Here is a 19,147-nt window from a genome sequence, read left to right as displayed (position 1 = left end):
TTTTTGGCGGGTACAAACTTTTTTTTCATTTTCCTGTCCGGATTTCTCCTCGCCGTTTGTCTTACCTACAAAAAACAATTTACCACCTTAAAACACCTTATAAACATGGAAAAATTTATGCTGATTTTTCACGGACAACAACTCGATGAACAAGCCTTTCAGGCGCTCTCACCCGACGATTTTCAGGCCGAAATCCAGAAATGGAACCAGTGGATTGGCGGTATTGCGGCTCAGGGGAAAATGATCGACACCCAGGCGCTGCTGCCAGCGGGGAAAGTTCTGACGGCGGCTGGTAAGGTGGTGACCGACGGGCCGTATACAGAAGGCAAGGAAATCGTTGGCGGCTACATGCTGTTAACCGCCGACAGCTTCGACGAAGCCATGGCACTGGCCCAGGGTTGCCCACATTTCGACACCGGCGGAACGGTGGAAGTCCGGCAAATCCAGAAATTTGAATGATGAATGATGAATGATGAACGATGAATGAAATGCGTCATTCCATTCATCGTTCATCATTCATCGTTTTTGAAAATCATGTCAGAATCCAACTCCCTCGTTGCGCACTTGTTCCGGCACGAAGCAGGCCGGATGGTGACGGTATTGGCCAAACTGCTGGGATTCGACCGGATCGAACTGGCCGAGGATATCGTGCAGGATACGATGGTGCAGGCGCTGCGGTCGTGGCCGTTTCAGGGAGTGCCCGAGAACCCGTCGGCCTGGCTGTACCGCGTGGCGAAAAACAAGGCGCTGGATGTGGTGCGTCGGGAGAAAGTATTCCGGGAAATCAGCGGGGAGTGGGTACACGAGCAGGAAGCCGAAGCGATGGTCGAGCGGTATTTTTTTGAGGACGAAATCAACGACAGCCAGCTCCGAATGCTGTTTGCCTGTTGTCATCCGTCGCTGCCGTTTGAGTCGCAGGTGGCGATGTGCCTGAAAATTCTGTGCGGGTTGAGCATTCGCGAAATTGCCAATGCCTTCCTGACCAGCGAGGAAACTATCTCGAAGCGCATTTACCGGGCGAAAGAAAAGATTCGTACGAACGAAATCCGGCTCGAGGTGCCCACCGGTGCGCAATTGCCGCTCCGTCGGGATGCGGTTTTGAAAAGCATTTACCTCTTGTTTAATGAAGGGTATAATTCGTCGCATCCGGACACGCTCATCCGGCAGGATTTGTGCGAAGAAGCGATGCGACTGGCCTTGTTGCTTACTCAACATCCGCAAACCACCGCGCCTTCGGTCCACGCCCTGCTGGCCCTGATGTGCTTCCAGGTTGCCCGTTTCGATGCCCGCACCGATGCAACCGGTGCGATTGTTCTGTTAAAGGACCAGGACCGGAGCCAATGGAACCCCGCGCTGATTGCCCAGGGAAAAGCGCAACTCGCCCGTTCAGCCGAGGGCGACGACCTGACCGACTACCATCTCGAAGCCATCATTGCCCTGCATCATTGCATTTCTCCCAGTTACGAAGCTACCGACTGGCCCACCATGTTGCGGTTTTATGACCTGCTGCTCGACCGGAAACCGGGTCCGGTGGTGGCCCTCAACCGGGCCGTGGTACTGGCCGAAGTCGAAGGACCGATGGAAGCCCTGATGGCAGTATTGCAACTGAAAAGCCTGGAAAACAACCAGTACTATCATACCTTGTTGGGCGACCTCTACGCGCAGCTTCAGCAAACCGACCGCGCCCGGCAACATTATCAGCAAGCCCTGGCCCTGACCACCTCCCTGGCTGAGAAACAATTGCTACGCAAAAAAACCGGGCAGCTTCCATAGCCTTCTTCTCTCGCTTTTCGTACTATTCGCAGAGAATCCTTCGCTTTTTGGGTTAAAGAATGGATATTTATTGTATTCGGTATTACTTTTAGCAGCATATTCTTGTAACTTATATTTCGGTGACCTACTCACTAAACCAAAATTCAATGGATGTTCCACAAATAAAGAAGGCAGCGAAGGTTTACGACGTTGTCATTGTTGGCTCCGGAGCCGGGGGAGGCATGGCGGCTTATCAACTTTCGAAAGCCGGTGCCACGGTTGCTCTGCTTGAAGCCGGAGGCTATTTCGACCCTGCTGACCCGAAGTACATCAATCAGTTAAAATGGGTTTACGAATCACCCCGCCGTGGGGCCGGAACAACCCGTGCGTTCGGGGATTTCGATGCCGCCTGGGGGGGATGGGAGATTGACGGAGAACCTTATTCTGCGGCTAAAGGGACTGAGTTTCACTGGTTTCGCTCGCGGATGCTCGGCGGACGAACCAACCACTGGGGACGGATTTCGCTGCGGTTTGGACCGGACGATTTTAAACGCAAAAGCCTGACAGGCATCGGAGAAGACTGGCCCCTGGGCTACGAAGATTACGCGCCGTATTACGATAAAGTGGACGATCTGATTGGGGTTTTTGGATCGAAAGAAGGGTTGCGGGATGCGCCCGACGGCCGTTTTTTGCCCCCGCCGAAACCGCGTTTGCACGAATTGATGATTAAAAAAGCCGCCAAGAGCGTCGGTGTCCCGGTGATCCCGTCGCGGCTTTCAATCCTGACGAAACCGATTCACGACCGGGGCGGCTGTTTCTACTGTTCGCAGTGTGGCCGGGCCTGTCAGGCGTATGCCGACTTCTCATCGTCGTCGGTGTTGTGTATTCCGGCGGTCAAAACCGGGCGCGTCAACCTGATCAACAATGCGATGGCCCGCGAGGTGTTGACGGATGCCAAAACCGGTCTGGTAACCGGCGTGTCGTACGTCGATACCCTCACGCTGACCGAGCAGACGGTGATGGGGAAAGTGGTCGTGCTGGCCGCCAGTACCTGCGAAACCGCCCGTTTGCTGCTCAATTCCAAATCAACCCGATTCCAGACCGGTCTGGCCAACTCCAGTGGGGTTGTCGGGAAATACCTCAACGACTCGACGGGAGCCTCGCGCGGAGCCTTCATCCCATCGTTGATGGACCGCAAACGGTACAACGAAGACGGCGTGGGCGGTGCACACATTTATTCACCCTGGTGGCTGGACAACAAAAAGCTCGACTTCCCGCGTGGTTACCACATCGAATACGGCGGTGGGATGGGGATGCCGATGTACGGTTTTGGCTTCGGGATGGAAGGCCGCAACGCGCTGGTGCCGGGTCGGGATGGCAAGTCGAAAGAGGCTGGTGGCTACGGCGAAAGCCTGAAAGATGATTTCCGCCGGTTCTACGGTGCGAACATCGGTATGGCGGGTCGGGGCGAACCGGTTCCCCTGGAAAGCAACTACTGCGAAATTGACCCGAACACGGTGGATAAATACGGAATTCCAACGCTGCGGTTCAACTACAAGTGGTCGGATGCCGAGATCAAGCAGGCCAAGCATATGCAGGATACCTTCGAGGAAATCATTCACGCGATGGGCGGTATTCCGCTGGGTAAAAAACCGGGTCCGGAAACCAACTACGGTCTGGAAGCGCCCGGAAAAATCATCCACGAAATCGGTACGGCCCGGATGGGGAATGACCCGAAAACCTCGGTACTGAACAAGTTTTCGCAGGCCCATGACGTCAAGAACCTGTTCGTGGTGGATGCGGCTGCGTTCCCCTCGCAGGGTGATAAAAACGTGACCTGGACCATTCTGGCGAATTCCTGGCGGACCTCCGATTACATCATCGACCAAGTCAAACAAAAGAACATCTAACCTCTGATAACCGCTGATGTTCTCTGATAAACCCTGTGTAATAACGCTTTAAGCTGTTTCACAGAGTTTATCAGGGATTATCAGGGTTGATCAGAGAAATCTCAGACTATGAAACGCAGAGATTCTCTCAAAGCCATAACCCTGAGCAGTTTGGGATTTGCCGGGATGAACCCGCAGATTGCCGCTGCCGAGTCGGTGTTGCCGCCCGATGTCAAGCCGGTAAAAATTCCCGGAGGTCGGCAGAAGTTTGAAGCCGAGCGCGACGCCAAACTGAACGCCGAGAAGTTTTTTACACCCCACGAACTGAAAACCGTGACGGTGCTGGGCGACATCATTATTCCGGCCGATGCCAAATCCGGTAGTGCTTCCCAGGCGGGTGTACCGGCCTTTATTGAGTTCATGATGAAAGACCAGCCGCAGTGGCAGACGCCGATGCGCGGGGGCATTCGCTGGCTCGATAACGTGAGTACGAAACGGTTCGGGAAGAAATTTGCCGACTGTCTGCGGGCCCAGCAACTCGAAATCGTCGACGAAATCGCCTATCCGGCCAAAGCCAAGCCGGACATGACGCAGGGTGTTTCGTTCTTCAACATGATGCGCGGTTTTGTCGCCACCGGTTTCTTTACCAGCCCGATGGGCATCAAAGACCTGGGCTATGTCGGGAACACCCCCAACCAATGGGAAGGCGTCCCCGCCGATGTGCTGAAACAGTACAATCTAAGCTACGAAGACTAAATTTTGAATTAAGAGTTAAGAATTAAGAGTTGGCTCCGCCGGTTTTCTACAATCAGGCGGAGCCAACTCTTAATTCTTAACCGCACGGGCGGCCCCGTCTTCACTCATAACTCCTATGATGACTTCTCGACGTATTTTCCTACAGCAGACGGGACTGATTGCTTCGTCGCTGGCTTTTTCGCCTTTGACGATTGCACAGTCGCCGAAGAAGGATCGATTGGGTGTTGCACTTGTCGGTTTAGGCTATTACAGTACGGATTTGCTGGCTCCGGCTTTGCAACTGACCAAAAATTGCTATTTGGCCGGCATTGTAACCGGAACGCCGTCGAAAGCCGAACAGTGGGTGAAGAAGTACAACATTCCCGAAAAGAATGTGTACAACTACCAGAACTTCGACACGATTGCCAACAACCCCGACATCGACGTGGTATACGTGGTGTTGCCCCCGTCGATGCACAAGGAATATGTCATCCGGGCGGCCAAAGCCGGGAAGCACGTCTGGGTGGAAAAACCGATGGCGATTACCGAAAAAGAATGCCTGGACATGATCAATGCCTGCAAGCAGAACAAGCGGTTGCTGGCGGTGGGGTATCGGTTACAACACGAACCCAACACCCAGGAATACGTCAAGTTGCTACGCGAAGGAAAGTTGGGCAAAATCAAGATGGTAAGTTGTTCGGCAGGTTACAACGACAACCGGACGACGCACTGGAAGCAGAAGAAGGAAATGGGCGGGGGTGTCATGTACGACATGGGCGTGTACGTGCTACAAGGCGCACGGCTGGCTACCGGCGAAGAACCCATTTCGGTAACGGCCCAGCAATACACGACTCGACCGGAGATTTACAAAAACGGCCTGGACGAGACGACGATGGCCCAATTGGTATTTCCCAGCGGGGCGCGGGCGGCCGTGCAGACCAGCTTCGGCATCAACATGAACTTTCTGCACGTAGCGGGCGAAAAGGGTATCCTCCGGATTGAACCGTATTCGGCTTACAACGGCCAGCGTGGGGAGGCTCCGGGTGGCATAAAGATTGAGCATAAGTACGATGTTCCCCGGCAGCAGGCCATGCAGATGGACGATGATGCGGATGCGATCATGAACAACAAACCGTTGATTGCCCCGGGCGAAGAAGGTATGCGGGACATCCGAATTGTTGAAGCCATCTACAAAGCAGCCAAAACCGGCCAATCCGTGAAGCTAACGTAACATGCAAACATACAAGAAAGACGCCGGGTGGATCGCAAAATACGGGATTCCACTCGGCGTCTTTCTATTGTTTGTCATTTCAACCTGCCGGGCGCAGTCGGATCAATGCATCCCCACCGCCGGACAGTTTTCCGGTTCTCTCCAGATATCACCCGGTATTGGGTGCCTTCCGCTGACCATTAAAGCAAGCAGCAGTTTACGGGGTGTGAAAAATGTCCGTTACGTGTTTGAATACCAGGGTGGAGCCGTCAAAGAAACTGACCTGAAACGCGATTCAGTATATACGTATCGAAAAGCCGGGTTGTACCGGGTTCTGCAATATTCGGAACAGGAGGGCCGACAGCTTCGCGCCTGTGCGATTGTGCAGGTGTATGATACACTGCCACCGGAAGTGTCGACCACAAGCTGCCTGAACCACTTGTCATTGACAATTCCGAAAGCGGCTGACTACCAGTATGATTGGTACGAGGTTAAGTGGGGCGACGGAACCTCTGAGCGGCTCGATGGTGCAAAACCGTTCGGTGCTCATGCGTATCCGGACGATTCTCCCCGGGAAATAACCGTGCAGGGCGTTCATTTGTACGGAATGTGCGGGGGGACTACGCGGCTACGGTTTCGACCGGTTCGCTCATCGACATCTCCCGTCATAGAGGGCGTGAAAGCCATCGGAGCGCGGACCCTGGAAGTCACGTTTACGAATCCGGGAGCCAACGCAATCTGGCTTGAGCAACGCGTTCCGGGCGGAATCTACCAGCGAAGCCGCCGTTTTGATGAAACGCAACGGGCTATTTTCCAGCTTGAAGCCGATACCACCCAGTCGGTTTGCTTCCGGATTACGCTGGCAGATACGTGTCTGCAGGCTCCGCCTTCTGCTGAAGTCTGTTACGAACCGCCCAAACCACCCGACCCGGTGCCCGTCGTAGACTCGACGGTTTTCCTGCCCGATGCGTTCAGCCCGAATGCGGACGGGATCAACGACCGGTTTGTACCGAAAGGACTGGTGGGTCGACCGGTGCGGCTGACGGTTTTCAACCGCTGGGGCGAGGTGGTTTTTCAGTCGGACGACGCCCGGGACGGTTGGGATGGGCACCAGCAGAACCAACCCTTGCCTCCCGGACCTTACTCGTACCGGATGATCACCGAAAAAGCGTCCGGCGAACGGCTGGAAAAGCGCGGACTGGTGCTGCTCATGAAGTAATGGAAAACTAGTCTGATTTTTAAATTTCGACCGAAACTACACTCCGGTTTTCAAGCCCCAGTCCGTCGGTAAGCCGTCGAGACTGATCAGGTTTTTTTCTTCCAGATACTCTTGAAGGCCTTCTTTCCCTTTTTTATCGGCCCAGTCGAAGTGGATGTCGCGTTCACCGGTGTACTGAAACAACGGAACGCCAAAACCGCAGGAGGTTTGTACCAGCGAAATGTCGGCCAAAATGAGCTGGCGGGTGCTGGGGTAAATGGTAAAGTGGGGAGCGTAGGTGGCCCAGTCCTCCGAGTCGGGCAAAACCGTCCGGCCTTTTCCATACAGGCGCAGAATTAATGGAGCACCTTCGAAAGAACAGAACATAAGCGTAATGCGGCCGTTTTCGAGCGTGTGGGCGGAGGTTTCGTTGCCGCTACTGATTAGATCCATGTAGCCGACCTGATTGTTGGATAAAACCCGGAAGCAGTCGAGGCCCTTCGGGGACAGGTTCACGTGGCCATCCGCACACAAGGGTGCGGTACTGACAAAAAAGATGTGCTGTTTTTCAATAAATGCCCGGTGAGCGGGTTTGATGGAATCGTGGAATTTTCCCATAGGTGTTACGGAGAGAGGAAGACCGTTGCCGGGAGAACGGTCTTACACCGCAAACAGTTCGTTCACCGTCAGGCTTAAATCGGGCACAACGGGAGCCGCGTTGAAAACGTCCTCCTCGGTGCAGATGGACACGGTTTTGGGAGACGTATACACCGACACCGTCCGAACCGCCGGAATGATGCGCCACACCACCTGCACCCCGGCCTGAAAATACTCGATGAGCTTTTTTTCAACCTTCACAATGTCGTCGTATTCAGAAATGATTTCAATTACAAAAGCCGGAATAACATCCTGACCAGCCGCCGATTCGCGGATTTGCTCTGCGGTATAAAATGACAAATCCGGCCGACGCAGTTGCATTTCGGTGACCCAAAAGTTGATTTCAGGAACCAGTTCCGCCAGTTTCTGGTAAGCTGATGTGGTCGAAAAACGCCGGGTGATGCGTTGAATTAAATACAATTCTTCTTGTTTCATGGTGTAGGTGGGTTCCAGAATGCCGTTGCTCCACTCGTAGGCAAAACCGTCGTCGGGCGTCCAGTTCAGGAAGTCAGCTTTGCTCATCGACTGGCCAGCGTGAGCGGGCGTAATTCGTTTGGTTTCGTTCGGCACGTCGATCGTTTCCATACTCGTTCGGAATTGGTTGGTACGTGAAGATACTAAAAAACAGCGCTGCACACGGGTATTTATTGACTGGCCTGTTCGAGTTGCCGCAGGTTGTTTTGCGCTTCGGTGTAATCCGGTTTCAGGGCCACGGCCCGTCGGATGTCGGCCAGGGCTCCGGCGCGGTCGCCCAGGTAATAGCGGCTGACACCCCGGTTATGCCAAGCAGTTGCATCGTCCGGTTTGTACTGTAAAAACCGGTTGTAATCGGACACCGATTCCCGATACTGCTTCAACTGGAGGTACGTAAAACCGCGTGCGGTCAAGACCACCGTGTCTTTTTCGGGCACCAGCGCCAGGGCTTTGTTGAAATCCCGGAGCGCTTCCGAAAACCGGTTGACTTTGTTGTAGGTTAGCCCCCGGTTGTAATACACGTCGCTCTTGGTCGAATCCATGCGCAGGGCCTGGTCATACATTTCCAGCGCTTTCGGGAAATCGTTTTTTAATCCGTACACATTGCCCAGTCCTTCGTAACAATGATACCGTGCGCTTCCGTTGGCGACGGCGGCCTGAAACTGCTGCATGGCTTCGTCGATGCGATTTTGTTTGCCATAATAATCCCCGAGCCCCTCGCGCATCTGATCATTGTCGGGGTAGTAACGCAATGCGTTCGTCCAGAGCGTTTCGGTATTTTTCCAGACCTGAACCTGCTGCGTTGTCAGGTAAAAGAATAGAACGGCAAAGGCGGCCAGCGTAGAGGTGGCGAATTGCTGTCCGGAACCGGAATGTTCGGTGTACAGAAATAGCCCATAAACGAGCAGGAATAACAGGCCGAAGTACGAAAGGTAACTATAACGATCGGCCATGATGGCGGCTCCGACGGTCATAAATTGCAGCACCAGCACAATCGTAATCAGAAAGAAGCCAAGGCCAAAGGCCACCAAACGACTACTCTTCTTTTGGGCCGTAAAAAAATGCCAGAGGGCAAAACCGCTTACCAGCAGAAACACCACCGGCCCCAGCCAGTGCTGGGGTTCGATGTTCCGGACGTTTTCGGGATACGGATAAAAGGCCGATAACCGGAACGGTGCCACCAGTTTGATAAGGTACATCATAAACCCATAGCTGCCATAGACCAGCCAGCGGGCCGCAAACGGTTCCTGACCGACGGCATCTTTCTTCTCGGCAATTCGTAGCAGCCAGCCGTGGAAATCACCCCCGGCCTGCACGTTGGTCGCCACAAGTCCGACGAAAACCGCGACTCCAAAGAACGGCAGTTTTTCGAGCCAGACCGACGGTTTTCGCCAGCCTTGGACACCCGGTTTTTCGCTCTCCCAATAGTCAAGCAAGAGCAGAACCAGCGGCAACACGACGGCCATGGCCTTGCTCAGGCATGCTAATACAAACAATAAAAACGTCGACAAAAGCCAGCTCCTGGTGCCGGTTTTTCGGTATCGGAGGTAAGTCAGGCAGGCGCTCAGAAAAAACAGCGTATACAGTACATCCTTTCGTTCGGAAACCCAGATCACTGACTCGACGTGCATCGGATGCAGCCCCCACAGTGCAGCGACGAAAAGACCAACCCATTGATTTTGACGGCTCAATTGGTAGGCCAACCCAAAAACCAGCACCGTGTTGAGTAAGTGAATCAGCGTGTTGGTCACAATGAACGAAGTGGCTCCGGGGCCAAACCAGGCCGAATTGCCCGCCAGCGAAACCATCGTCAGTGGATGATAATTAAGGGCTACAACAGACTGGAGCAGGGTCCGGATGTGCTCACCGGTGGGTTGAAGGACATACGGATTGCCGAAAACATATTCCGAATCGTCCCAATCGACAAATCCGTTTCGGAAGCCAAACGAAAAAGCGATCAGCACGGCCAACAGCACCAAGGGTAGCCACAGGGTAATGCGCAGGTGCGAAAAACCGGGTTTGGGAGATTGCGCAGCCGCTTCAGCCTTTGCCTGGAGGGACGTAGGTCGGGCTGGGTGGGGAGCAACAGTCGGGCGAATTGACGACCGGGGATCCGTTTTTTTTTGTTTGGCCATACGAAAATCTGGTTACGGGAAAAATCCCGCAAAAGATGTACCATACGGCCTGCTAGTGGCTGGATTCGGGGGAAAGATCATTTCCAGCGAAACTCATTTCATGATGCCGGATGACTTCATTGCACGATTGGCAGGCGGTTTCGGCTCGCTGGTGAAACCAACGGCAACGGTTTCGGATCGGACAGTCGGGCAGGGCCGAGCTCGATACCCGGTTTTCGAGCAGCCGCTCCACCAGGGTGCAGGCTTGCCGGGATTTGCTCCATTGGTGACAACCTGTACGGACGCATTTTCCGGCAAACCGGAATCGTTCTTCCGCCGGGCGACCTTCCCGGGCGGCTTCCACAAATGTGTGATCGATAGGGATGGGCTGACGCAGGAATGAAACACGGCCTTCGGCGTTGAGAATGCCAAACAACTGCGCCCCGGGCTTGGCGATGTAGCTCGGGCAAAGAAGAAAACCTTCTTTGCCCGGTTGCTGGTTTTCCACGGTATCCATTACTGAAAAAGACCCTGCTGGACCAGTTTCAGACGAACACCGTTGATCAGGTCGCCGGGACGGAGACCGATTTTCTCGAACTTAAACCGTTTGGCAATAGCTAAATCGCCTTTGGTGTCGATGCGGGCCAGTTCGCGCATGACCACTTCCTGAATGCCCGACGAAATCCGTTCGTGCTGCTCTTTCGTCAACTCAATTCCTTCCAGGGCGGCTACAAAATGAGCGGCCCGGTTGTCTGGTTTTTGCTCCATGATCTGATGTGGTAGTGAGGGTAAGTAACTGATTCAAAGATAAATACTGGCTTTGGTTGCTTTTAGCGCAGGACTACGCATTTTCAGGAGCGGGTAGATTTACGAGGGTACGCGTATTTTTTCGGCCGTACTTTCAGCAACAAAAAAGCCCCGCTGGGCGAGGCTTTTCTGATGGAAAGGCTGCGGAACTCAGCCGTTGCCGCCTTCTTTCCCTTTTCCCTGTTGATTCGTGAGTTTGGGGCGTTTTACGCCGTAGGAACCGCGCCAGATTTTACCGCGCTTGGTTTTGACATCTCCTTTTCCCATGTTCAGAAAGTTAAGTGTAAGACCAACTGACAATCCCTGCTTACTGGGTAAGCGTCCATTTTAAATCCTAGTTACTCATTTCATCGGACTATTCCAAGTTCCTTCTTTCATGTGGGCCATCCTGTCCCTCGGGTTTCCAAACATCTCGGTGTCATTCTGGTTACTGTAACGTGATTAACCGTTAACAAACAAAGGTATGGCAAGTCTGAACACAGCAGCGTTGGAAAATTCCGGAATTGAAAAGCTTGAACCCGCCGTGAGCGGATCAAGCGTGATTAACGTCGGCGAAGACGAACGGGTCTGGTCGACGGTCGGCGGAGGCATGTTACTGACCTACGGTTTGAAACGAGGCTCGATCGGCGGGCTCCTGCTAGCAGCCGCCGGGGGCTACCTGGTTTACCGGGGCATGTCGGGGCACTGTCCGATGAGCGAAGCCATTGGCCGCAACACGGCCGACCGGCCAGCCGCGACCCTGCAACCGATTGAAATTACGACCCGCCTGACCATTTATAAACCCCGGGAAGAGGTTTTCCAATTCTGGCGGCAACTCGAAAACCTGCCCCGGTTTATGTCGCACCTGAAAGAAGTGCGGCAACTCGACTCGACGCACTCGCATTGGGTGGCCCAGGTGGGCGACGGAAAAGTGGCCGAAACGCTCGGTTCGGTGGAATGGGATGCCCAGATTATCCACGAGGTGCCGAACGAGCGGCTGGTCTGGAAATCCGTGGAAGGCGCTACGGTCGACAACGCCGGGGAAGTCCGCTTTGCGGATTCGGCCGACGGTTTTGGCACCGAGCTTCAGGCGACCATCCGGTATCGTCCGCCCGTCGGACACCTGGGCAGCGCCATCATGAAGCTGTTCAATCCGGCTTTCTCGCAACTGATTGAGAAAGATTTACGCCGGTTTAAAGAAGTCATCGAATCGGATGAAAAAGCCGCTGTTCCGGCAGCGCAAGCCCTTTCCGGCACGGCGCAGCTTTGAAAGGCCGGAGAATTGGTACTGAAAAATCTCCGTTGTTGTGTGCAACAACGGAGATTTTTTGTTGCTGCCGATAGGGGGAAAGGCATGGCTGGCTGTCATTAGGGCGAACAGTAAACAACGAACTAATGGATTTGCAGCACCTGGAACGGGAATTGATCCCCCTGACCACCTATGCCGCCCCGGTTATTGTGGGCTCCGTTCTCCTCGAATTCTGGCTGACCCGGCACGACGAAGACCACCGCTACGAAAGCCGGGACTTCTGGTCATCAGTAGGAATTGGCATTGGCAGCTTACTCATCAATGCGCTCCTGAAAACCAGCGTTTTTGGTTTCGCGCTGTTTTGCTACCAGATCACGCCCTGGCGGTTTGAAATCCACTGGTGGAGCTGGCTGCTGGCCTACGCGCTGATCGACCTCTGCAATTATTTTGCGCATTTTATCGCGCACAAACAGCGGGTCTGGTGGGCCACGCACGTCACGCACCATTCGTCGGAGCACCTGAACTTTTCGACGGCCTTTCGCAATTCGTGGACGCAGCACCTGAAGCTGATTTTCTTCATTCCGGCCTGGATGTCGGGGATCGATCTGGTGGTTTTGCTGACCTGTTACCAAATTAACCTGCTCTACCAATTCTGGATTCATACCGAAATGATCGGCAAATTGCCCCGTTGGTTTGAGTTTTTTTTCGTCACGCCCTCGCACCACCGCGTTCACCACGGCAGCAACGACCGGTACATCGACAAAAATTTCGGCTCCTCGCTGATCATCTGGGACCGATTGTTCGGAACGTTTCAGGAGGAAGACGAAAAACCGGTTTATGGCCTGACCAAACCCGTGGAATCGTTCAACCCGGTTTACCTGAACTTCCACGTCTGGGCCGACATCTGGCGGGATCTGCGGCAGGTGCGGTCGCTCAGGGCCGCCTGGGGAGTCCTGTTTGGCCCACCCTGAGCAACCGTCCGACTCAATTCCACACTCATATTCTGCAACGTTTTATCGGCTGCCATCATCTTCGCTGTGGAGCGGCAATCCGGACAATTAGTTATCCTTTTGGTATGAAAAAATATGTGTTGATTACGGGAGCCAGTTCCGGGTTAGGAAAGGCAATAGCCCTGGAGCTTGCCCGGCAGGGACAAAATCTGATTCTGGTTTCGCTTCCGAATGAAAATCTCCCCGAACTGGCCCAACACATCCGGATGCGGTTTAACGTTCGGGTGGCCGCTTATGAAACCGATCTCTGTCAACGGTCGAATATTGAAGAACTTGTAGCCTGGCTGACGGTTTCCCGTTTCGACATTTTTTACCTCATCAACAATGCCGGGATCGGCGGTTCGCAGGCTTTTGAACGGGCGGATACCGAACGGATTGAAAAAATCCTGCAATTAAATATCATCGGTACGTCATTATTAACCCGGTTGGTGTTGCCATTTCTGCTTAAATTTCCGCAATCTTACATTCTGAACGTGTCAAGCATGGCGGCTTTTTCACCGATTCCGTATAAAACCGTTTATCCGGCTTCGAAGGCTTTTATTTATTCGTTCTCGTTGGGTTTGCGGGCCGAATTGAGTGAAAAAGGCGTTCAGGTGAGTGTGTTACATCCCGGCCCGATGCCGCACACGCCTGAGAATCAGGCCCGGCTGAGCAAACACGGCCGGTTGGGACGAATGGCCACGGTACCGCTGGAACTGATTGCACAAATCGCTCTCCGGCAGGTGGAAGAAGGGCAGTCGGTCATCATTCCGGGCTGGACCAACAAGTTTGGCTACTGGATGACCCGCTGGATTCCGTGGTCGTGGCGACAACCGCTGGTGGTTTCGATGCTTCGGAAAGAAATTGCAACGGCGGTATGAGAGTGTTATTAACCGGCGTGACCGGACTGCTCGGGATTCATATTGCTGGTGAACTGATTCGGCAAGGCTACGAAGTAAAAGCGTTGTACCGCTCACTTCCCCAGCGTATCGACAGGCTGCCGTGGTTCAAAAAGGTCGATTGGGTAAAAGCCGCCATTACCGACCCGGTTTCGGTGGAAGGGACAATGAGTGATTGCCAGGCCGTCATTCACGCAGCCGCCCGGACCGACCCGTACCCAACGCATCTGTCGGCGTATTACGAAGCTAACATTGCCAGCACAGAATACATCCTGTCAGCCGTCCGAAAATGGAACATTGAACGATTGGTGTATGTCAGCACGGCATCGGTTTTTCGGCCGGGTACGCTCGAACAACCCGCTACGGAGGAAAGCCCGTACGCCTTTAATCTGATGGATTCCGGCTACATTGCCAGCAAGTACGAAGCCCAACAGCGTATAAGCGAGGCCGTTCAGGAGGGCGTCAACGCCGTGGTGGTCAATCCCACCTTTATGCTGGGCCCCTATGATTTTAAACCCAGTTCGGGGGCCGTCATTCGGTATGCCATGCAAAACCGGGTGATTTTCTATCCGGGATCGGGAGGGAAGAGCTTTATCGATGTCCGCGATGCCGCCCGGGCCACGGTCAATGCGCTTACCTTGGGAAAACCGGGTGAAAGTTACCTGCTGGCGAACGAAAACCTGCCATATGACCAGTTTTTTCCGATGCTGGCCCGCTTAACCGGTAAGTCACCCATCGAGCTTCCCATTCCGGCGTCATTAATTCGGCTGGCCGGGGGAATTTGCTCCGTTGGGGAGTGGCTTTTTCGACAGTCGCTTCCGTTAAACCGCATCAATGCCACCTTGTTGACGCAGGACAATTACTATTCCGGCGTGAAAGCCCGAACGGAGCTAAAGATGCCGGTTTCGCCGGTGCAACAGGCCATCGTAGACGCAATGGGGTGGTTTAAAGAGGGGTTTGAATCTTATCCCGGTAGTATTTAGCTGTACTAATTGATCAGGTTTTACCCAGCATAACCCCACCCCAACCCCTCCCTATGGGGGAGGGGTTGGGGTAAAACCCGATTGCTCAATTCATTTAGCTGCCAGGTGGTTTTATCAATCTTTGCGGCAAGGAAGCCATTCGACGATTCGAGCTCGCCGGTTATGCCGGTTTCTGGAATAAGCTGCATTCATCTCAAATTGAGGGGAGGAAACAAAAAGTTACATTTTTCAGTGTCGGTAGTTTTTCAAACTTTCGTACTTTGCGGAGAAAGTACAAGTACAAAAACTAAACCCCGGCCCCGGGCCGAAACCTTCACGTAAATGGATCTTTTTAATATCAACCGCCGTCGGTTTCTGCAAGGCGCGACGGCGTCGCTGGCCCTTTCGACATTTGGCGCTTATGGCATGGACGTCATGCACCAGGGAAAAACCTGGCGGGTGGGCCTGATCGGAACGGGCTGGTATGGCAAAAGCGATTTGTTCCGGCTTATTCAGGTAGCTCCGGTAGAAGTCGTGGCCCTTTGTGATGTTGACAAAAATATGCTCAATGCGGCTGGAAAACTGGTTAGCCAGCGTCAGAAATCCGGCAAAACGCCCAAGCTCTACGGTGATTACCGTAAAATGCTGTCTGAAAATGAGATGGATATTGTGCTGATCGGTACGCCCGATCACTGGCACGCGCTGCAAACCATCGATGCGGTCAAAGCCGGCGCCCACGTTTACGTGCAGAAACCGATTAGCGTCGATGTGATGGAAGGCGAAGCGATGGTAGCGGCCGCCCGGAAGTACAAGAAAGTGGTGCAGGTCGGCACGCAGCGCAAAAGCACTCCGCACCTGATCGACGCCAAAAAGAACATTGTCGATGCCGGTTTGCTGGGCAACATCAAGCACGTCGAAATGTGCTGCTATTTCCACATGCGGGCCAACGGCAATCCGGCGGTGCAGGCGGTTCCGGATTTCCTGGATTACAACCTGTGGACCGGCCCGGCTCCCTTGCGGCCCTACGATGGCTTGCCGCACATCCGTTGGTGGCGGACATTTAAAGAATACGGCAACGGCATCATGGGGGATATGTGTATCCACATGTTTGATACGGTACGCTGGATGCTGCAACTCGGCTGGCCGAAGCGCATCAGCTCGCAGGGCGGTATTTATGTTCAGAAAGACGGCAAATCCAATATTTCCGATACGCAGTCGGCGGTTTTTGAATACCCTGAACTGAATTGTGTGTGGCAGCACCGGACCTGGGGCACACCCAATAATCCTGATTATCCGTGGTCGTTTACACTCTATGGCGACAAAGGAACCCTGTGGGCTAGTACCATGCAGTGTGATTTCATTCCGATGGATAAAGAAGGGAAGAAGATCCATAAAGACGTCGTATACGAGAAAGAGAAGTACCCTGAAGACCTCACCGAAGAGCGGATCGAACTGAACGCTGCTCCGGCGACTCGCCTGCATATGCTTGATTTTCTGGCCGCTATCGAAAAAAACGGTCGTCCGGTGGCCGACATTGAGGAGGGGCATATTTCAACGGCAAGCTGTCTGATGGCCAACATTTCGATGGAATTGGGTCGGCCGGTGGTCTACGATCCGCAGAAACGTGAAATCGTGGGCGACCGTGAAGCGACCGCCATGCTGGCCCGGAAATACCGCAGTCCCTGGGTGCATCCTGATCCGAAAAAAGTGTAAATGGACCGCCGTACATTTGTACGTGCCGGGGCGGTTTCGTTCTGCGCACTGCCTGCGCTCACGGTCGTGAGCGCAGCGCGGTCTTTTGTGTCCGCGCCGGATGCTAAACCCGCCTGGCTGCTCGACATGATCCGGGCAAATGATCAGCAGATCGGGCAGATTCGGGCTTATCGGGTTGTTGAGGCCGGAAATGAAGCGTTTGGGGGCATCCGTGATAGCGACGATATTCCGAACGCACAGTCGACGGCGGATTTTGTCCGCCGGTGTTCATGCGCGATTTCGTGTCCGGAATCAGCCTTCTACCGTTCAAAGGAACTGCTCGGCGAAACCGCCCAGGCCGTACAGTATTTGCTGAAAATCCAGCATTCCGACGGAACCATCGATCTGCCTTCGACCAATTTCCATTCAACGCCCGATACCGGTTTCATCGTCAAACGCCTGACCACCGGGTATGGCCTGTTGAGCCGCTCCGGGACGCCGGGTCAGGAGACGGTTTTGCCCAATCTCAAACTATTTCTGCAACGGGCCGGAAATGCGCTGTCCGTTGGCGGTATTCACACCCCCAACCACCGCTGGGTGGTGTCGGCGGCTTTGACGAAACTGAACGGACTGTGGCCCGACGCCCGGTACGTAAACCGCATCGAGCAGTGGCTGGGCGAGCACATCGACATGGATGCCGACGGGCAGTACAACGAGCGAAGTATGCTAATTTATTCACCCCTGACCAACCGCCTGCTGATTACGATTGCGAAAGGAATGAACAAACCGGAGTTGCTGGACTACGTCCGGCGCAACCTGACCATGTCGCTGTATTACATTCACCCGAACGGCGAGGTGGTCTCGGAAGCGTCGGGGCGGCAGGACAAGGCACTGGTCGGTACGCTGGAAGGGTATTACTATCCAGCCCGGTACCTGGCCCTGCGCGATCAGAACGGGCAATTGGCCGAGCTGTGTCGCCAGATCGAGAAAACCGTACTGTCGAAAGGGGTTTACTTTCTGGATTATTTTCTGGACGACCCGTCGCTCTGGAAGGAACTACCCGCCAGCAAACCGCTGCCGACGAGCTACGTCAAAGCGTTTCCGCATTCCGGCCTGGTCCGGGTTCGGCGCGGGAATTGGGACAGTACGATTCTGAAAACCAACCCAGTCTGGCTGACCTTCTCGAAAGGCAATGCGGTTTTGCAGGGCGTTCGGCTGGCGGCTTCGTTTTTTGGGAAAGGGCAGTTTCAGACGCAGCAAATTGAGCAACAGGGGAACGCGTGGGTGCTTGTCCAGACGCTGGAAGGGCCTTATTACCAGCCGGTTGCCAAAGAGCGAATCGACCCGGAGGGCGATTGGGAGAAAATGCCCCATGCCAGTCGGTCCCAGTCCGAAGTGCAACGGTACGAAGCGAAAATTACGCTTCGGGAGACGGATACCGGGATGGAAGCCGACATTCGGATTACCGGCACCGACCATGTTCCGGTTTCGCTGGAACTGATTTTCCGGCCGGGCGGTACGCTGGCTGGCGTTACCAAACACCCGACCCGACCGAATGCGTTTCTGCTCAATGAATCTTCGGGGTCTTACACGATGGGAAAAGACACCATCACATTCGGCCCTGGAAAAGCGCTGCACAAAACCGTCGTCCTGCGTGGAGCGTTGCCGCCGATGGAAGCCCCGACGGTGTACCTGACTGGTTTTACGCCCTTTCAGCACACGCTGCGGTTGTCATAATTCTTCGAGCAGCAGGTCTTTGTAATAGACCAGTGCTTTGCCACCGCCGTGGATTTGCAGGCCAATCAGGCCGGTTTGAGGAATGGTTGCATCGGGTTCCGTATAGTCGACCGTTAGCTGATTATTGAGGAAAAGCCGAATGCGCCGGTTTTCGGCCCGGATTTCATAGTCGTTCCAATCGCCGGGTTTGAGTGTTTTTGTAATCAAAACGGAATCCGGTTTGATGAGTGTTTTGTTCCGGCGGGATTCATCGTACAGGCTGGCCCAATACCCTTTGCCCAGATCGGCCTGGTAGCCGATCATTTCGTGGGCCGGATTCGTCAGGCGCTGGCTGCGGAACTGCACGCCGGCGTTGATAAAACCGTCGGTACCAAGCAATTTAAACTTCAGACGCAGCCGGAAGTTGCCGTAGGGGCGGGTGGTGCAGAGAAAGTCATTTTTCGGCACGGTTTCGGTTAATGAACCGCCGACCAGCGCCCCATCCTGAACTCGCCAGGTTTTGACGGTATCGCCTTCCCAGCCCCGAAATGTTTTGCCATCAAAAAGACGGGTGGTTTTTAGCGGAGATCGGCTCGCAAAGGCCGCCAGCAATGCCCCAGCCAGCAGGAGGCAGTAAGGAGTAAATCGCATACTAGCAGGAAAATAAGGGTTCGGATGGCCTGGTTAGGAAAATAATAAACCGGGACCACATAGGGTCAAAGATAGCTAAAATAGGATTTATTGTGCTATCTTGTGAGTCTTGTTACCTTGCTGGCTCGTTTTCATTTGCCCAGCAGGCTGCTTTTCATGGAATCTGCTTTATCG

General features: G+C 54.0%; 19 protein-coding genes. 12 read left to right on the top strand and 7 right to left on the bottom strand.

All coding sequences use genetic code 11. From position 1 onward, the window contains the following. Positions 1–105: 105 nt before the first annotated feature. The 6 genes from ACO2Q8_RS15505 to ACO2Q8_RS15480 all read left to right on the top strand — a co-directional run bounded on the left by ACO2Q8_RS15505 (position 106) and on the right by ACO2Q8_RS15480 (position 6,805). The gene (locus tag ACO2Q8_RS15505; RefSeq protein ID WP_423345744.1) at positions 106–459 is read left to right on the top strand and encodes a YciI family protein; all 354 of its coding nucleotides are present in this window, start codon (positions 106–108) and stop codon (positions 457–459) included. Between the two features lie 75 nt (positions 460–534). Next, a complete protein-coding gene (locus tag ACO2Q8_RS15500; RefSeq protein WP_423345743.1) occupies positions 535–1,773 on the top strand; it encodes an RNA polymerase sigma factor in 1,239 nt (412 codons plus the stop codon). Positions 1,774–1,919: 146 nt separating this feature from the next. After that, positions 1,920–3,662 (top strand): GMC oxidoreductase, encoded by a 1,743-nt coding sequence (locus tag ACO2Q8_RS15495; protein WP_423345742.1) that lies wholly within the window; start codon positions 1,920–1,922, stop codon positions 3,660–3,662. A gap of 108 nt (positions 3,663–3,770) precedes the next feature. Continuing rightward, the gene (locus ACO2Q8_RS15490) at positions 3,771–4,397 is read left to right on the top strand and encodes a gluconate 2-dehydrogenase subunit 3 family protein (protein ID WP_423345741.1); all 627 of its coding nucleotides are present in this window, start codon (positions 3,771–3,773) and stop codon (positions 4,395–4,397) included. Positions 4,398–4,515: 118 nt separating this feature from the next. Then, entirely contained in the window at positions 4,516–5,607 is a 1,092-nt protein-coding gene (locus ACO2Q8_RS15485) for a Gfo/Idh/MocA family protein (RefSeq protein ID WP_423345897.1), read from the top strand. A gap of 1 nt (position 5,608) precedes the next feature. After that, positions 5,609–6,805 carry a gliding motility-associated C-terminal domain-containing protein gene (locus ACO2Q8_RS15480; protein WP_423345740.1) on the top strand — a complete coding sequence of 399 codons (1,197 nt, stop codon included), beginning with the start codon at positions 5,609–5,611 and terminating at the stop codon, positions 6,803–6,805. Positions 6,806–6,841: 36 nt separating this feature from the next. On the opposite strand, the gene ACO2Q8_RS15475 is transcribed toward ACO2Q8_RS15480, so the two are convergent. The 6 genes from ACO2Q8_RS15475 to ACO2Q8_RS15450 form a co-directional block, all read right to left on the bottom strand. After that, complete coding sequence (locus tag ACO2Q8_RS15475; protein ID WP_423345739.1) at positions 6,842–7,402, bottom strand: pyridoxamine 5'-phosphate oxidase family protein; 561 nt, start codon at positions 7,400–7,402, stop codon at positions 6,842–6,844. A gap of 42 nt (positions 7,403–7,444) precedes the next feature. After that, positions 7,445–8,026 carry a Uma2 family endonuclease gene (locus ACO2Q8_RS15470; protein ID WP_423345738.1) on the bottom strand — a complete coding sequence of 194 codons (582 nt, stop codon included), beginning with the start codon at positions 8,024–8,026 and terminating at the stop codon, positions 7,445–7,447. A gap of 59 nt (positions 8,027–8,085) precedes the next feature. Then, positions 8,086–10,050, bottom strand: a complete 1,965-nt coding sequence (locus tag ACO2Q8_RS15465) for a tetratricopeptide repeat protein (RefSeq protein ID WP_423345737.1) — start codon at positions 10,048–10,050, stop codon at positions 8,086–8,088. A gap of 52 nt (positions 10,051–10,102) precedes the next feature. After that, complete coding sequence (locus ACO2Q8_RS15460; protein ID WP_423345736.1) at positions 10,103–10,546, bottom strand: hypothetical protein; 444 nt, start codon at positions 10,544–10,546, stop codon at positions 10,103–10,105. Then, positions 10,546–10,797: a hypothetical protein gene (locus ACO2Q8_RS15455; RefSeq protein ID WP_423345735.1), complete on the bottom strand. Its 252-nt coding sequence runs from the start codon at positions 10,795–10,797 to the stop codon at positions 10,546–10,548. Before ACO2Q8_RS15455 ends, ACO2Q8_RS15460 begins: the two co-directional genes overlap by 1 nt. A 189-nt stretch (positions 10,798–10,986) precedes the next feature. Beyond that, positions 10,987–11,103 (bottom strand): 30S ribosomal protein THX, encoded by a 117-nt coding sequence (locus ACO2Q8_RS15450; RefSeq protein WP_423345734.1) that lies wholly within the window; start codon positions 11,101–11,103, stop codon positions 10,987–10,989. A 196-nt stretch (positions 11,104–11,299) separates the two neighbouring features. Here ACO2Q8_RS15450 and ACO2Q8_RS15445 point away from each other — a divergent pair, with 196 nt between their 5' ends. The 6 genes from ACO2Q8_RS15445 to ACO2Q8_RS15420 all read left to right on the top strand — a co-directional run bounded on the left by ACO2Q8_RS15445 (position 11,300) and on the right by ACO2Q8_RS15420 (position 18,343). Then, positions 11,300–12,085 (top strand): SRPBCC family protein, encoded by a 786-nt coding sequence (locus ACO2Q8_RS15445; RefSeq protein WP_423345733.1) that lies wholly within the window; start codon positions 11,300–11,302, stop codon positions 12,083–12,085. A gap of 125 nt (positions 12,086–12,210) precedes the next feature. Then, positions 12,211–13,035 carry a sterol desaturase family protein gene (locus ACO2Q8_RS15440; RefSeq protein WP_423345732.1) on the top strand — a complete coding sequence of 275 codons (825 nt, stop codon included), beginning with the start codon at positions 12,211–12,213 and terminating at the stop codon, positions 13,033–13,035. A gap of 104 nt (positions 13,036–13,139) precedes the next feature. Further along, positions 13,140–13,934 carry an SDR family NAD(P)-dependent oxidoreductase gene (locus ACO2Q8_RS15435; protein ID WP_423345731.1) on the top strand — a complete coding sequence of 265 codons (795 nt, stop codon included), beginning with the start codon at positions 13,140–13,142 and terminating at the stop codon, positions 13,932–13,934. Beyond that, a complete protein-coding gene (locus ACO2Q8_RS15430; RefSeq protein WP_423345730.1) occupies positions 13,931–14,935 on the top strand; it encodes an NAD-dependent epimerase/dehydratase family protein in 1,005 nt (334 codons plus the stop codon). The genes ACO2Q8_RS15435 and ACO2Q8_RS15430 overlap by 4 nt, the downstream gene beginning before the upstream one ends. A 321-nt stretch (positions 14,936–15,256) precedes the next feature. Next, on the top strand, positions 15,257–16,627 hold the full coding sequence (locus tag ACO2Q8_RS15425) for a Gfo/Idh/MocA family protein (RefSeq protein WP_423345729.1): 1,371 nt from the start codon (positions 15,257–15,259) through the stop codon (positions 16,625–16,627). Then, positions 16,628–18,343 (top strand): hypothetical protein, encoded by a 1,716-nt coding sequence (locus tag ACO2Q8_RS15420; RefSeq protein WP_423345728.1) that lies wholly within the window; start codon positions 16,628–16,630, stop codon positions 18,341–18,343. On the opposite strand, the gene ACO2Q8_RS15415 is transcribed toward ACO2Q8_RS15420, so the two are convergent. Beyond that, positions 18,338–18,973 (bottom strand): 3-keto-disaccharide hydrolase, encoded by a 636-nt coding sequence (locus ACO2Q8_RS15415; protein WP_423345727.1) that lies wholly within the window; start codon positions 18,971–18,973, stop codon positions 18,338–18,340. The genes ACO2Q8_RS15420 and ACO2Q8_RS15415 overlap by 6 nt on opposite strands. Between the last annotated feature and the right edge of the window lie 174 nt (positions 18,974–19,147).

It is taken from the genome of Larkinella sp. VNQ87 (assembly GCF_049445795.1).
Taxonomy (GTDB): Bacteria; Bacteroidota; Bacteroidia; order Cytophagales; family Spirosomataceae; genus Larkinella.
This window is presented reverse-complemented; position numbering and strand designations above follow the sequence as displayed.